General features: G+C 72.0%; 13 protein-coding genes. 8 read left to right on the forward strand and 5 right to left on the reverse strand.

All coding sequences use genetic code 11. The annotated features are described in order from the left end of the window. Window positions 1-229 precede the first annotated feature (229 nt). Window positions 230-2,005, forward strand: coding sequence for a DUF6311 domain-containing protein (locus tag IW249_RS17315; protein ID WP_307788820.1), 1,776 nt, complete (start codon window positions 230-232; stop codon window positions 2,003-2,005). Then, window positions 2,005-3,801, forward strand: a complete 1,797-nt coding sequence (locus tag IW249_RS17320; RefSeq protein ID WP_231392556.1) for a DUF6311 domain-containing protein — start codon at window positions 2,005-2,007, stop codon at window positions 3,799-3,801. Before IW249_RS17315 ends, IW249_RS17320 begins: the two co-directional genes overlap by 1 nt. Before the next feature lie 24 nt (window positions 3,802-3,825). Here IW249_RS17320 and IW249_RS17325 read toward each other — a convergent pair whose 3' ends face one another. Next, window positions 3,826-5,712: a DUF6311 domain-containing protein gene (locus IW249_RS17325; RefSeq protein ID WP_196924826.1), complete on the reverse strand. Its 1,887-nt coding sequence runs from the start codon at window positions 5,710-5,712 to the stop codon at window positions 3,826-3,828. Between the two features lie 126 nt (window positions 5,713-5,838). Here IW249_RS17325 and IW249_RS17330 point away from each other — a divergent pair, with 126 nt between their 5' ends. Both IW249_RS17330 and IW249_RS17335 read left to right on the forward strand, forming a co-directional pair. Next, the gene (locus IW249_RS17330; protein ID WP_196921706.1) at window positions 5,839-7,119 is read left to right on the forward strand and encodes an outer membrane protein assembly factor BamB family protein; all 1,281 of its coding nucleotides are present in this window, start codon (window positions 5,839-5,841) and stop codon (window positions 7,117-7,119) included. Next, entirely contained in the window at window positions 7,116-8,399 is a 1,284-nt protein-coding gene (locus IW249_RS17335; protein WP_196921707.1) for an outer membrane protein assembly factor BamB family protein, read from the forward strand. Before IW249_RS17330 ends, IW249_RS17335 begins: the two co-directional genes overlap by 4 nt. Here the strand turns inward: IW249_RS17335 and IW249_RS17340 are convergent, their stop codons facing one another. Next, window positions 8,400-9,551 (reverse strand): C39 family peptidase, encoded by a 1,152-nt coding sequence (locus IW249_RS17340; RefSeq protein WP_231392557.1) that lies wholly within the window; start codon window positions 9,549-9,551, stop codon window positions 8,400-8,402. It lies immediately after the preceding gene. Between the two features lie 142 nt (window positions 9,552-9,693). On the opposite strand from IW249_RS17340, the gene IW249_RS17345 reads away from it, so the two are divergent. The 4 genes from IW249_RS17345 (at window position 9,694) to IW249_RS17360 (ending at window position 12,516) form a co-directional block, all read left to right on the forward strand. Next, on the forward strand, window positions 9,694-10,362 hold the full coding sequence (locus IW249_RS17345; protein ID WP_196921708.1) for a response regulator transcription factor: 669 nt from the start codon (window positions 9,694-9,696) through the stop codon (window positions 10,360-10,362). Beyond that, entirely contained in the window at window positions 10,359-11,534 is a 1,176-nt protein-coding gene (locus IW249_RS17350; RefSeq protein ID WP_196921709.1) for a sensor histidine kinase, read from the forward strand. Before IW249_RS17345 ends, IW249_RS17350 begins: the two co-directional genes overlap by 4 nt. Before the next feature lie 161 nt (window positions 11,535-11,695). Beyond that, on the forward strand, window positions 11,696-12,100 hold the full coding sequence (locus IW249_RS17355) for a VOC family protein (protein ID WP_196921710.1): 405 nt from the start codon (window positions 11,696-11,698) through the stop codon (window positions 12,098-12,100). Further along, window positions 12,097-12,516 (forward strand): VOC family protein, encoded by a 420-nt coding sequence (locus tag IW249_RS17360; RefSeq protein ID WP_196921711.1) that lies wholly within the window; start codon window positions 12,097-12,099, stop codon window positions 12,514-12,516. Before IW249_RS17355 ends, IW249_RS17360 begins: the two co-directional genes overlap by 4 nt. A gap of 117 nt (window positions 12,517-12,633) precedes the next feature. Here the strand turns inward: IW249_RS17360 and IW249_RS17365 are convergent, their stop codons facing one another. Genes IW249_RS17365 through IW249_RS17375 form a run of 3 tightly spaced genes read right to left on the reverse strand, consistent with a single transcriptional unit; the run spans window position 12,634 to window position 14,068 of the window. Continuing rightward, a complete protein-coding gene (locus tag IW249_RS17365; RefSeq protein WP_196921712.1) occupies window positions 12,634-13,260 on the reverse strand; it encodes a dihydrofolate reductase family protein in 627 nt (208 codons plus the stop codon). Beyond that, a complete protein-coding gene (locus tag IW249_RS17370) occupies window positions 13,257-13,733 on the reverse strand; it encodes an SRPBCC domain-containing protein (protein ID WP_196921713.1) in 477 nt (158 codons plus the stop codon). Before IW249_RS17370 ends, IW249_RS17365 begins: the two co-directional genes overlap by 4 nt. Continuing rightward, window positions 13,730-14,068 (reverse strand): ArsR/SmtB family transcription factor, encoded by a 339-nt coding sequence (locus IW249_RS17375; protein WP_196921714.1) that lies wholly within the window; start codon window positions 14,066-14,068, stop codon window positions 13,730-13,732. Before IW249_RS17375 ends, IW249_RS17370 begins: the two co-directional genes overlap by 4 nt. Between the last annotated feature and the right edge of the window lie 26 nt (window positions 14,069-14,094).

The following is a 14,094-nucleotide window of genomic DNA, read 5'->3' on the forward strand; positions in this document are numbered from 1 at the left end:
CCACAGTGGACGCCCCCGGGGGTTTAGGGCGTTTTGGTTGCTCCGGTAGACTCCGCCGACTGTGACGCCTGCCGAGTCCCGCGCCCTGCCCGCGCCGCACACGGAGGCGGCAGCCGACTCCGCCGAGCTGGTGAGCTACCGCACACCGGTCGGCCTCTTCGCCGGCCCGCCCGCGCTGAGCGCCCCCACCACGGAACCAGCCGTGCCCGAGGCGCCGGCCGAGCCTGAGGTGCCAACGGAGAGCGCGGTGCCGTCGCGGTGGCGTCGGTGGACCCGGCGTCGGCAGCACCTGGCGGTGGGCGGGCTGTTCCTGCTCGCCGCGCTCTGGGTGACCAGCCGGATCTGGCTGGACCCGTCCGGCCGGGTGGCCTCGCTCTACACCGGAGACCCGGCGCAGGTGCAGTTCTTCCTCGCCCACTCGGTACGAGTGGTGCTGCACGGCGAGTACCCGTTCTACACCGAGCAGTTCAACTACCCGGACGGCGTCAACCTGATGGCCAACACGGCCGTGCTGGCGCTGGGTATCCCGATGGTCCCGGTGACGCTGCTCTTCGGGCCGGCGGTCTCCTTCGTGGTGCTGGTCACGCTCGGTCTCGCCGGCACCGCCATGGCCTGGTACCTCATGCTCTCCCGCCATCTGGTGCGTACCCCGCTCGCGGCGGCGGTCGGCGGCTGGTTCTGCGGGTTCTCGCCAGCGATGCTCTCGCACGCCAGCTGGCACCCGAACATCATCAGCCAGTTCCTGCTGCCGTTCATCGTGTGGCGGGTGCTGGTGCTCACACGGTCCGGAAAACCGGTTCGGGACGGGGCCCTGCTCGCCCTGCTGGTCGCCGCGCAGGCGTTCATCAACGAGGAGATCCTGCTCTTCACGGCGCTGGCGTGCGGCGTCTTCCTGCTGGCGGTGCTCGCCCAGGAGCCGGCCCGGTGGCGGGCGGCGTGGCGACCCCTGGGAGTCGGCGTGGCGACCTGCGCGCTGCTGGCCGGGGCGCTGCTGGCGTACCCGCTCTACGTGCAGTTCGCCGGGCCGATGGCCTACCACGGGCTCAGCGACGCGGTGCAGGACTACGGCAACGACATCGCCGCGTTCTTCGCCCCCGGCTCGCCCACCCTCGGCGGCAACCAGCGCGCCAACATCAACCTGGCGCCGAACTACTCGGAGGAGAACGCCTTCTTCGGTTGGAGCCTGTCGATGCTGGCCATCGGCATCGTGGTCTGGCTGCGCCGGGAGTTGATCGTCCGCGCGCTCGCGGTGACCGGCGTGTTCTTCGCCGTGCTCTCCCTCGGCGAGCGGGTCTCCTGGTGGGACCGCGAGCTGATCACCGGGCCGTGGCAGTGGTTGGTGCACCTGCCGCTGCTGGACGCGGTGGTGCCGACCCGGTTCGGGCTGATCACCAGCGTGGTGGTCGGTCTGCTGCTGGCGCTCGCCGTCGAGCGGGCCTGGGCGCTCCGCCCGGCCGACCGCCGCACCGTCCGCGTGCTCACCGCGGCGGGCCTGGCCTTCGCGCTGCTGCCGATCGCACCGATGCCGCTGCGGATGGTCTCCCGGCCGCCGGTGCCGGACTTCATCACGGCGGACCGGTGGCGGGCGTACGTCGGACCGGACCAGACGCTGGTGCCGATCCCGGTGCCCAGCATGGGCAACACGCACGGCATGCGCTGGGCGGCGGCTACCAACCTCGACTTCAAGATCCCCGGCGGTTACTTCCTCGCACCCCGTAACGGCAACACCGGCGACGCGGGCCGGTTCGGCGGTCGTCCCAGCGGGGTGGGTCAGATGCTGGAGGAGGTGGCGACCACCGGCCGTACGCCCAAGCTCGACGACCGGCAGCGTCGGCGCTTCACCGACGAGCTGCGGCACTGGCGGGCGGCGATCCTGGTCCTGCCGGTGCGGCAGCAGAACGCCGAGCCGCTGCGACGTACGGTCGAGGAGCTGGTCGGCCCGGGCCGCCAGGAGTTGGACGTCTGGGTCTGGGACGTCCGGACGCTCACCGACCGTTCGGTCTGATGACCACCGGGACGACGTCCCCGAACATCTCGCGCCCGGCGACGGTCGGCGCGTCCCGTCCGGCCTGGCTGCGGGACGCGCTGGTGGTGGTCGGCTATCTGGGCCTCGCCGTGATGGTGACCAGCGGGCAGTGGGGTCGCCCGTGGCGGCTGTTCCACCAGGCGGGTGACCAGATCCTCTTCGAGTGGATGCTGGCCCACGCGGCGCATGCCGTGGTCGAGGGGGAGAACCCGCTTTTCGGCACCGGGTTGAACGCGCCCGACGGGGTCAACCTGATGGCGAACACCTCGGTGCTCGGCCTGGGTGTCCCGCTGACCCCTGTCACACTGCTCTTCGGCTCGCAGGTGGCGTTCTGCGTGGCGGTCGTCTGCTGCCTCGCCGGGACCGCCGTCGCCTGGTACGTGCTGCTGCGCCGCCGGCTGGTCGGCACCCGGCGCGCAGCCGCGGTGGGTGGGCTGATCTGTGGCTTCGCCCCGGGCATGATCGCTCAGGCGGGCGCCCATCTGCACATCGCCGCCCAGTTCCTGGTGCCCGCGATCCTCGCCCTGGTGTTCCGGCCCGCCTCGGACACGACGCGGCACGGCGTGTGGCGCCCCGGCGTCGGACTGGGACTGCTGCTCGTCTGGCAGGTCTTCATCGGCGAGGAGGTGCTGGTCTTCCTGGCGCTCGCGGCCGGCGTCTTCGCGCTGGGTTACGCGCTCGCCGACCGGGTGGCCGCGCGGCGGCTCGCGCCGGCCCTGTTCGGCCGGCTCGCGGTGGCGGCCGGGGTGGCGGCGGTGCCGCTGGCGTATCCGCTGTGGTTCCAGTTCCACGGCCCGCAGCACTACTCCGGGATGGCGTTCGCCACGCAGGGTTTTCAGCTGGACGTCGCCTCGTTCACCGCGTCGGCCCGGCAGACAGTGCTGGGTGACGACTGGCTGCCGGGGTTGCTCTCGCCGAACCCGACCGAGGAGAACTCGTTCTTCGGCCCGGGTCTGCTGGTGCTCGCCGTGGTGATCGTGATCTGGCAGTGGCGACGACCCATGGTCCGGGCACTGGCCGCCTGCGGCGTGGTCTTCGCAGTGCTCTCGCTCGGCGGCGAACTGCGGCTGGACGGTGAAGCCACAGGCATTCCGGGACCGTACCGGCTGGTCGCCGGGGTACCGCTGCTCGACCTCGCGGTGCCGGCCCGGTTCGCGCTGGTCTGCGTACCGGTGCTGGGCGTGCTGGTGGCGCTGTCAGTGGACCGGGTCCGGGCCGCGCGCGGGCCGGACGTGGCGGCGGGCCCACCGGTGCGGCTGCTGTGGGCCGGCGCGGTCGCCGCCGCGTTGCTGCCCCTGACGCCGACGCCGATCCGCGTGGTGCCGGTCGCGCCGGTGCCGGCGTTCGTCGCCGCCGGCGGCTGGCGTCCACTGGTGCCGCCCGGCCGGACGGTGGTCGCGGTGCCCCCGGTCACCGGTGCCGCGCGTAGCCCGGTGATGCTCTGGTCCGCCCGTACCGGCCTGGGGTTCTCCGCGCCGGGCGGTTACTTCATCGGCCCCAGCGGCCCGGACGACCCGGCGGCCCGCTGGGGCGCGCCGGACCGGCCCACGTCGGTGCTGCTGCGGCAGGTGGCCGAGACCGGCGCGGTGCCGGTGCTCAGCGACGACGACCGTCGTCAGGCCGTCGAGGACCTGCGGCACTGGCGGGCCGCGGTGGTCGTACTCGGCCAGCTGGAGCACGGTGACCCGGTCCGCCGCACCGTCGACGACCTGATCGGACCGGGCCGACCGGTCGACGGCGGATGGTTGTGGGACGTCCGGGACCGGGTGGGCTGAGCCGACCGATGGCCCGGTCCTCGACTAGCCCACCAGGGTGCGGACGTCCCAGACCCAGACGTCGTCGACCCGCTGCGGTGGCCCGATCAGGGCGGTGACCAGCTCACGGAGCACCGCCTCGCGGGGGTGCGCCCCGAGCACCACCACCGACGCCCGCCAGAACCGCAGGTCCTCGACGGCCTGGCGGCGGTTCTCGTCGGTGAGTGCCGGGACCAGGCCACTGTCCATGGTGGAGTAGATGAGGGAGCTGGTCGGTCGGTTCGGCGCACCGAAGACCCCCTCACCCAGCTCGTTCGGCCCGATGAAGTAGCCGCCCGGAACGGGGAACTCCTGCCCGGTCAGCGCACTCCAGCGCAGCGTCGGCAGACCGTGCACGTTGCTCGGGATCGGCACCGGCACCAGGGTCCGACCCGCCGGCACGTACGGCCGCCAGCCGCCCGCGCTGATGAAGTGCGGCGGCGGGTCGATCTGCTGGGCGGGCAGCGGCCGCGGGAAGAGCGGCAGCACGGCGAGGGCGACCGCCGCGTACCCCACCGGACGCAGCCACCGACGGCGCGCCGCGGCCGGCGCGGCGGGCTCGGCCCGTTCGGCGGACGTGGCCGCTTCGGCGGTGCGCTGGGCCGGCACCCGCGGCGGGTCGGCCACCGGGCGCCCCTGGCGGTGCGCGGCGTCCCAGGTCAGCGCGAGCAGTACGCCCACCGCGGCGGCGACCACAAGCGTCAACCGGGTCGGCATCATCATCTCGACAAGCGGCAGGTCGTCCGACACGTACGACCACGGGCCCCGTACACCGGTCTCCACGCCGTTGAACCGCACCCACGGCCCGATCGCGGCCACGCTGAACACCACGATGAGCACCGCGACGATCCGGGTGGCCAGCGAGCGGCGTACGAGCAGCACCAGAGCCACCACCGAGAGCAGCACCAGCGGCCAACCGAACCAGGTGTTCTGCTCGGTCAGGCCGATCGTCTTCTCCACCGCCGGGTCACCGGCCCAGGTGTCCCGGGCGAAGGTGACGAAGGCGACCAGATCCTCGCCCCAGTTGTGGAACACACCACCCTGCAGACCCCGGTAGGACTGCGGACCGTTGAACTGGAACCAGATCGGATACGCGGTGAGCACCAGGGCCAGCCCGCCCGCGACGCCGAGCCCGGCCAGGAACGTGCCGGCGGCGGCCCGGGTGGCGCGCGGCCGCTGCACTGCGTACGCCAGCACGATGACCAGGCAGGCCAGCGCGGTGAGCAGCAACATCTCCTCGTTGATGAAGATCTGGTACGCCACCAGCGCACCGAGCACGAGCCCGTTGCGTCGCCACCGGCCCGGCTCACCCAGGCTCAGCACCCGCACCACGATCAGCGGGAGCAGGAAGTTGGACACGAAGTTCGGTTGGCCGTTGGCGTGGTGGATGATTCCCGGCGCGAAGCCGAGGAACGCGCCACCGACGAACGCCGCCGCCCGGGAGCGCACCAGGTGGCGGGAGAGCATCCAGTACCCGGTGCCGGCGGTGGCCGCCAGCGCCGCGCCCAGGTAGAGCGCGTACATCACCTGGGGGCCGAGCAGCATGGTCAGCGGGGCCAGCGGCAGGGTCACCCCGAGCAGCGAGGTGTTGGCCATCATGTTCACCCCGTCCGGGGCGTTCTGACGGGCCGTGAACAGCGGGTTCTCCAGGTGCCGCACCGAGTACGCGCCGTGCGCGAACAGCCACTCGAACCAGCTGTGATCGGTGGGCAGGTGCGAGGAGACCCGGCCGGTGACGTCACCCCAGTAGTTGAGGCAGACGAAGACGCCCAGCAGCACATAGGCTCCGAGGGCCAACAGGTCGGCTCGGGCCGGACGGCGTCGAGGCCGCCGTGTCGACTCGGCCTCGGCCGGGTCGGCGTCGGTCAGGGAATTCAGCGAAGGGTCTACCACCGGCACAGCCACGACGCGCCATCGTACAGGCGGGGTTCCGTCGCTTTTGCCGGCCCGGTGCGCTCGCGGTCGGTTTGCCGGATGGCGACCCGTCGGCCAGCCTTACTGGTGACGGAAGGACGGTCGTTGTCGATCATCGAGCTGGGCGAGATCCGGGACGAGCCCGCGTCGGCGCCTGCGGTTCGGCGCCCCCGCGCCGCCGGTCGCCCGCTGCGCAGCGGGGCGGTGCTGGTCCTCAGCCTGGTGGTGCTGGCCGGCGCCACGCCGCCACCGCAGCGAACGGTGAGCGAGGTGCCGGCGTCGCGGAGGTCCACGGCGTACCTGGCCGGGGACGGCGTCTTCGTGGTCGACCCGCCGGCACCCGACGGCGACCGGTACCTCACCGCGTACGCCCAGCCCGCACCGGTCGGCGCCGGTGTGCGGCGGCGGTGGCAGGCGTCGCTGGCCCGCACCGGTGACTACCTCGACGTCCGGGCCGAACGGGGGTTGGTGCTGGCGATGGCGGTCAACGCCCCGAACCGGTTGTTCCAGACCACCGCCTTCGACGGCGCCACGGGCCGGCAACGCTGGCAGCATCCGGGTGCTCTGCAACCGACCGTCGGCGGCGGCCTGCTGCTGACCGACGTCCGGGAGGACGGGTCCGGCACGATTAGCGGGGTCGAGCCCGACACCGGCCGGGTGCTCTGGTCGGTGCCGATCCCGCCGGCCGCCAATCCCACCTCCCATCTCGATTCCGAGGGCCAGGTCGACCGGTTCGTGCTCCTGCAACCGACCGGCGAGGTGCAGGTGCACGACGCCGGCACCGGCGACCTGCTGCGCAGCGTCGACACGCTGCCCGGTGACCGGTCGGCGTACCAGCGGGTGCAGGTCGTGGACGACCTGCTGCTGCTCGTTCCGCCCGGCAGCACCCGGCTGGTGGCCTTCGGGCTGGCCCAGTTGGAGCCACGGTGGACGGCCGAGGTGACGCTGGTGTCGCATGTGCTCGCCTGCGGTGGTCTGCTCTGCGCGGTGCCACAGACCGGCGGCCTCCAGGTGCTCGACCCGGTCACCGGCGCGGTGCGGTGGTCGGAAGCGGGCCAGGACAACCTGGCCGACGTCCGGTCCGGTCGGTTGCTCATGGCCAGTCCCGGTCGGGGATACACGGTGCGGGACGCGGCAACCGGACAGGTGCGCATCGAGTTGGGTGCGTGGGTCCTGCTGCCGGTGCTCGGACCGGACGATCCGCTTGTCGGTGTGCGGCGGGGCGACGGCGGTGGGATGGTCGTCGCCGAACTCGATCTGGTGGCCGGCCGATCGCGGATCGTCGACGTGCTGCCGGGCATCGCCGGCAGTTGCCAGGCGTCCCTGCCGGTCCTGCTGTGCCAGCGTCTCGACGGCACGACCGCGCTGTGGAGGTTGACGCGGTGAGCGACTCGGTGATCGACCTCGGCGAGCTACGGCACGACTCGGACCCGGACCCGATGCCCCGCCCGCCCCGCGGCCACGGTCGCCCGCTGCGCTGCGCGCTGGTCCTGCTGCTCGCACTCGTCACGCTCGCCGCCGCCGCGGTGTCGCCACCCCGGCGAACCCCTGTGACACTGCAGGCCCAACGCGGGTCCGACATCATGGTCGACGGTGACCTTCTGCTGGTCATGGAGCCGGTCAACACCTCGACCCGGCAGGGGCGGCTGTCCGCGTACCGGCTGCCCGGCGGCGAGCTGGTCTGGCAGGCGCCGCTGTCGGCGGAGGCCCGCTACTGGGGAATGAAGCCGCTGGGCGGCATGCTGCTGGCCACCGGGTTCGAGATCGGCCCGGAGGGTCGGGACATACTCACCGTCGCCCTGGACCGGGCGACCGGGGCGTACCGGTGGCAGCAGCCGGGCAGCGTCTCCAGGCTGGCCGACGGCAACCTGCTGCTGCGGAGCGGTGGCGAGACCCTGCCGTCCAATCTGCGCGCTGTCGATCCGTGCTGCGGGACCGTGCGCTGGCAGCTACCTCCCACCACCGCCGAGGTCAGCGTCCGGGACACCGGGCACGGGGTGGACCGGCTGGTGCTCAACCAGGAGAACGGGATGGTCGAGGTACGCGACGCCACCACCGGCGCGGCGCTGGCCCACGCCGACATGCGCCCACCCGGCGGGGCGCGGCTCGGGATCGATCTGATCGACGACCTGCTGCTGGCCATCGACAGAGGCTCGGGCACGATCAACGCGTACGGGTTGGACCGGCTGGATCGGCGTTGGACACGCGCGAGCGGCCCGATCGAGTTCGCGCTCGACTGTGGGCCCATCGTGTGTCTGCGCACCGGCGGCAACGAGCTACAGGCGCTCGACCCCGCGACCGGCGACGTGCGCTGGCGCAGTGACCGCTGGCTGTGGGGCTGGCCGTACGGAGGCCGGCTGATGGCCAACATCAGCGGCTTCGGTCCGATGGAGCAGTACGTCGTGATCGATGCGCTGACCGGCCGGCAGTTGGCCGACCTGGGCAAGTGGGAGCTGTACCAACTCGATGTCGGCGGTCGGCTGGTCGGCATACGACGGCATCCCGACGGAGGGATGCTCGTCAGCGAGTTGGACATCGCCGCCGGAAAGGTGCGCATTGTGGACGTGCTGCCCGATGCCACCGGGGAGTGTCAGGCGATCACCGGTTACCTGGTGTGCAGCGCCGCCGCGGCCGGCTCCTACCAGCTCTGGAAACTGGCCGACTGATCACCAGTTGGCCTGGGCGGGCGGCGGGGGCAGCGGCACCGAGTCGTGTCGCAACACGTACGCCACCCCGCCGCTGCCGCGCTGCCAGACCGCCTCGAAACCCCGCCGGGGCACGGTACGACGGACCGCGTCGTCGTCCGAGGCGTACGGGTCGTTGAGCACCGGGTCGCCGTCGGCGGTGAAGCCGACCAGCACCATCAGGTGCCCTCCGGTGTCGTACCCGAGCCCCGGCACCTCGTCGGCGCGGAACGCGGCGGAGACGATCAGGGGGATGCCGGCGGCGACGAACGCCTCCGCCTCGGCCAGCGACCGCAGTCGGGTGACGAACGCGTTCACCCCGTGCAGACCGGCGTACGCGGTGTTGAACGGCCAGTTGCCGGCCCCGGCGTACGCGTGGTCGTAGCAGTGTCGGGCGGCGTGCACCACCACCGGACGCGGGCCGGACGGCTCCACCCAGGCGTAGCGGTCCGGGGTCGGCCCGGCGCCCCAGTAGGCGAGCACCATCGAGGTGCAGGTGGGGCTGCACCAGGAGTCGCCGCCACCACCCCACTGCGGATACTGGCCGGCGTGCAGCCGCTGCGAGTAGCGGGGCACGTCCAGCACCCGGCCCCAGGCGGCGGACGAGGTGGGCTCCTGCGCGTACCAGTGGTCGGGGGTCGTGGGCCCGGTGGCGACCGCGCCGATGCTGCGCAGCACCGGGCCGGTGGGGCTGCCGGCGGGCCGGCACAAGGTCACTCGCGCCTGCCAACCGGTGACCGTCGCTCCGGTCATGATCAGGGTGTCGGTGTCGACCCGGGCGGCACCGTCGCGCTGTCCGGGGAGCGAGGTGCGTCGTACCGTGTGGTCGCCGGCGGCCCAGCGGGCCAGCCGGTACCAGTCGGTGCTGGGCGCGTCGTCGTGCCAGCCGCGCAGGTCGACCTCGATCCAGCAGCCGTCCGGGGTGTCCGCCGTCCAGGACGGCACCACCTCGGCGACGGCGAAGCCGACCGGTACCGGCGGCGACGTCCAGGTGCCCCGCGAGGCGACGCCGTCGAGGGCGAGCCCTCGACCGCTGGCGCGCAGGCCGTCGCCGCTGCCGCTGGCCGTGTCGGCCGGCAGGTGGAAACCCCGGTAGGCGATGTCCCGTCGGGTGGGTGGTGCCGCAGTGGTCATGCCAGGTCCGTCCGTCGCTCGGTGCCGCCGGCCAGCATCGCGTACGCCGTGGTGGCCCGCAACGCCGGCCGGCGCGGACGGCGAGGGACGATGGTTGCCGGCCGGCACTAGGTTGTCGGTGGTCAGCAGCGAGGAGGCCGGGATGCGGGTACTGGTGGTCGAGGACGAGCGCAACCTCGCCGACGCGATCGCGCGCGGGTTGCGCAAGCGGGGGATGGCCGTCGACGTGGCGTACGACGGCGACGCCGGCCACGAGGCGGCCTTCATCACCCGGTACGACGTTGTGGTGCTCGACCGCGACCTGCCCGGCGTGCACGGCGACCAGATCTGTGCCGACCTGGCGGCCTCCGGTGCGTTGACCCGGGTGCTGATGCTGACCGCCAGCGGCACCGTGGCTGACCGGGTGGAGGGGTTGCAGCTCGGCGCCGACGACTACCTGCCCAAACCGTTCGCGTTCGACGAGTTGGTCGCCCGGGTGCAGGCGCTGGGACGGCGGGCCACCCCGGCCGCGCCGCCGGTGCTCGAACTGGCCGACCTGGTGCTCGACCCGGCCCGGCGGGTGGCCACCCGCGCCGGTGTGCCGGTGGACCTCACCAACAAGGAGTTCGGGGTGCTCTGCGAACTGCTCAAGGCGCGCGGCGCGGTGGTCTCCAGTGAGGAGCTGCTGGAACGGGTCTGGGACGCCAACACCGACCCGTTCACCACCATCGTCCGGGTCACAGTGATGACGTTGCGCAAGAAGCTCGGTGACCCGCCGTTGATCGAGACGGTGGTCGGGGCGGGCTACCGCACCGCCGAGGTGGGCGCATGAGCCGCCGGTTGCGGCCCACCCTGCGGTTGCGGCTGACAGTGCTCAACGGCGTGCTGCTGGTCGGGGCCGGAGCGATCCTGGTGGTGCTGGCCTGGCTGTTGGTCCGCGACGCGTTGCGACCCACCGACGAGTTGGTGCCCGGCACGATCGTGTTGCTCTCCGACGGTCGGCAGATGGACGCCGCTGAGTGGCAGCGACAGTTGGTCGACGCCGCCTCCGGGGAGCTGCTGGCCAAGGGCCTGGTCGCGCTGTTGGCGATCAGCGTGGTCGGGGTGGCCGGCGCGTACGCGGTGGCAGGGCGGGCGCTGCGCCCCCTGCACCAGGTCACAGCGACCGCGCAGCGGCTCGGTGAGGCGACCCTGGACCAGCGCATCGGTTACTCGGGCGCCGACGACGAGGTGGCCGAGCTGGCGAAGACGTTCGACGCCATGCTGGACCGGATCGCGTCCGCGTTCGAGGCCCAGAAGCGTTTCGTGGCGAACGCCTCGCACGAGCTGCGTACCCCCCTCGCGGTGATGCGGACCGAGATCGACGTGACGCTCAGCGACGACGACGCGGACGCCGCCGAGTACCGACGGATGGCCACAGTGGTCCGCGACGCCTCCGAGCGGGCCAACGGCCTGGTGGACGCGCTGCTGGTGCTGGCCCGCAGTGAGGCGCAGGCCGGGCGGCAGCTGGGCCGGCGTACCGAGTGTGATCTGGCCGCGGGCACCGCCAACGCGCTGTCGGCGATGCGCCGCGAGGTGGAACGGATCGGCCTGCGGGTGCAGACGTCGCTGGAGTCCGCGCCGGTCGTCGGCGACCCGGGGCTGCTCGACCGGCTGGCCGGAAACCTGATCGAGAACGCGGTCCGCTACAACCACCTGCACGGCCGGCTCTGGGTGCGTACCGGCACCGACGGCGACCGGTCCTGGCTGGTGGTGGGGAACACCGGTTTCGAGGTGGACCAGGCCGACGTGCCGGGGCTGTTCGAGCCGTTCCGCCGTGGTGGCCGGGAACGCACCGGCGCCCGTGGCTCCGGCCTGGGGTTGTCCATCGTCCGGGCGGTCTGCACTGCCCACGGCGGCACCGTGCGGGTGATCGCGCAGTCGGGTGGTGGTCTGGAGGTGACTGTCACCCTGCCGTCGGCGGACGCCCCGGTGGTCAACGGCGCGGTGCCCAGCCCCGGCTGAACGGGGTTGCGGAGGAGGCTCGGCCGATGGCAAGATCGCCGCGTCAGCCCAAGAAGCGAAGGGGGGTGCGTCGATGTTCGCCAATCATGACTCCGCACCCCGGGTCTGCGCCGGCTGACTCCCGGAAGCGGAGCGTCCCATCCCGCACGGAGGGAACACCCGTGTATCCACGGATCCGCAACATCAGTTTTGACTGTCACGACACGTACGCCCTGGCCGGCTTCTGGTCGGCGGTGCTCGGCTACGCCCGGCTCCCGGAGGACGTTCCGGGTGACCCGGAAGCTGCCCTGCTGCCGCCGGACGGTGCCACGCCGAACATGTTCTTCCAAGCGGTGCCCGAGGACAAGGTGACCAAGAACCGGGTCCACATCTGCCTGGAACCGGTCGACCGGACCCGCGACGAGGAAATCGAGCGGGTTCTCGGCCTCGGGGCCACCATGATCACCGACCAGCGGCGCACCGACGGGACGGGCTGGGCGGTTCTCGCCGACCCGGAGGGGAACGAGTTCTGCGTGGTCCGCAGCGCCGGGGAGCGGGTCGACACCACTGTGGAGGACCAAGCATGAGTTCGACGATCCACAACATCAGCATCGACTGTCACGACACGTACGCCCTGGCTGGCTTCTGGTCGCAGGTCTTCGACTGCCCCCGGCAGCCCGACGACTTCCCCGGCGACCCGGAGGCGATGCTCCTGCCGCCGGGCGGCCCGGAGGTGCTCTTCCTCGCGGTGCCCGAGGGCAAGACGGTGAAGAACCGGCTGCACCTGGACCTCCAACCCGCCGACCGGACCCGGGCCGAGGAGGTCGAGCGACTGCTGGGCATCGGCGCGACGCTCGTCGCCGACCACGTTGGCCCGACCGGCGGGGGTTGGGTGGTGCTGGCCGACCCGGAGGGCAACGAGTTCTGCGTGCTCGGCAACGCCGACGAGCGGGCGGCCGCGGCGGCCGCGCGGGCCGCGGCAGCGGTTGCCGAACAGGCCTGACCGTCCTCGTACGGCACGGGGCCCCGGCCACCCTCGGGTTGCCGGGGCCGCGTGCCACGCTGCGGAGGCAGGACTTGCCCGCAGGATTCAGGCGGTGGCCGTGTCGTTGCGCGGTGACTAGACGAAGGCTGTCACGCCCTCGTATTCCGCCACCGGGGCGGCGCCGACATGCTCGTACTCGAGCAGGAGCAGACCCTTCGCCGTCGCTTCGTGGCGAACCAGCCGGAGGCCGACGGATGCGCTCGGCTGGTCGAGCAGCCGACGCCCGGCACCGGCCACGGTGGGGGCGACGACGAGTCGGAGTGTGTCGACGAGGCCGGCCGACAACAGTGCCCTGCCAAGCCGTGCGCTCCCGTGGATCTGGAGCTCCCGTCCTGGCTGCGCCTTGAGTTCCCCGACGGTGTGGATCGGGTCACCGTGGAGCACTGTCGTCGGGGGCCAACAACCCTCCGCCAGGGTGTTGGTCACGACATACTTCGGTAGTGAGTTCATCCGTTCGGTGAACGGATCGTTCGGGTCGGTGATCTGCGGCCAGTCGCGAGCGAACGCCTCGTAGGTCCGCCGTCCGAGCAGCAGACCGTCGGCGAGACCCAACCAGTCAGAGGTGCGGCGGACGAACGCCTCATCCAGGTAGGGCACGAGCCAGCCGCCGCGGGTGAAGCCGTCGCTCGGATCCTCGGTCGGCGAGCCGGGACCCTGGCTGACGCCGTCGAGAGTGACGAACTCGGTAAGGACGAGCTTCACGGCGCACCCTGGCTCTCGGCGACCCCGGCGAGTTGTTCGGTGACAGAGCCCCAGCCGTCCGCGAAGCCGATCTTCTCGTGCAGGTCACGAGCGGCGGGATCACCGTGGCGGACAATGATCCGGTAGTCCGTACCGTCCGGATGATCTCTCATGGTGATCTCCGCGGTCATTGGGACCGGGGCAGGGTTCGCGGGCCGCCAGGCGCTGTCGATCACATTGGTGAACACGATCCGTTCGAGATCGTCGACGACGAGGAAGCACGCGTCGAGGTGTGGGACGAACTCCACCCCGTCCTCGCTCAGTCGGGTGACGAATGCGCCACCGGGCCGGACGTCCAAGCGATCGACGCGGCACAGGGCTGGCGACGGTACCCACCACTTCTCGAAGCGGGACGGGTCGGTCCAGGCGCTCCACACGGAGGCGCGAGGGGCACGGATGACCCGCGCCATGGTCAGGTCCAGGTCGGGATTCACTGCTGGTTCTCCTGCTGATCGGTGACGAGGCGTTCCAGGCGATCCGTGCGCTCTTCCCAGATCCGGCGCTGCTCCGCGAGCCAGTCGTCGACGACGGCGAGGCGCTCGCGGTTGAGCACGCAGGTGCGCACCCGGCCGGACTTGGTCGTGTGGATCAGTCCGTTCGACTCGAGCGTCTGCACGTGTTTCATGAACGAGGGAAGGGTCATCGGAAACTCGCGGGCGAGATCACCGACGCTCGTCGGGCCGTGGCCGAGGCGTCGGATGACCCAGCGCCGGGTCGGGTCAGCGAGGGCGACGAACACGCCGTCGAGCTGCGCCGAATACTGTGCCATGCGGCTAAGTATCGCCGGGGATGACA

This window comes from Micromonospora vinacea, from assembly GCF_015751785.1.
GTDB classification, from domain to species: Bacteria; Actinomycetota; Actinomycetes; order Mycobacteriales; family Micromonosporaceae; genus Micromonospora; species Micromonospora vinacea.

Coding starts and splice junctions, on each gene's coding strand:
- IW249_RS17320 (WP_231392556.1), top strand. CDS start 2,005: ATGACCACCGGGACGACGTCCCCGAACATCTCGCGCCCGGCGACGGTC.
- IW249_RS17340 (WP_231392557.1), bottom strand. CDS start 9,551: ATGACCACTGCGGCACCACCCACCCGACGGGACATCGCCTACCGGGGT.
- IW249_RS17345 (WP_196921708.1), top strand. CDS start 9,694: ATGCGGGTACTGGTGGTCGAGGACGAGCGCAACCTCGCCGACGCGATC.
- IW249_RS17350 (WP_196921709.1), top strand. CDS start 10,359: ATGAGCCGCCGGTTGCGGCCCACCCTGCGGTTGCGGCTGACAGTGCTC.
- IW249_RS17360 (WP_196921711.1), top strand. CDS start 12,097: ATGAGTTCGACGATCCACAACATCAGCATCGACTGTCACGACACGTAC.
- IW249_RS17375 (WP_196921714.1), bottom strand. CDS start 14,068: ATGGCACAGTATTCGGCGCAGCTCGACGGCGTGTTCGTCGCCCTCGCT.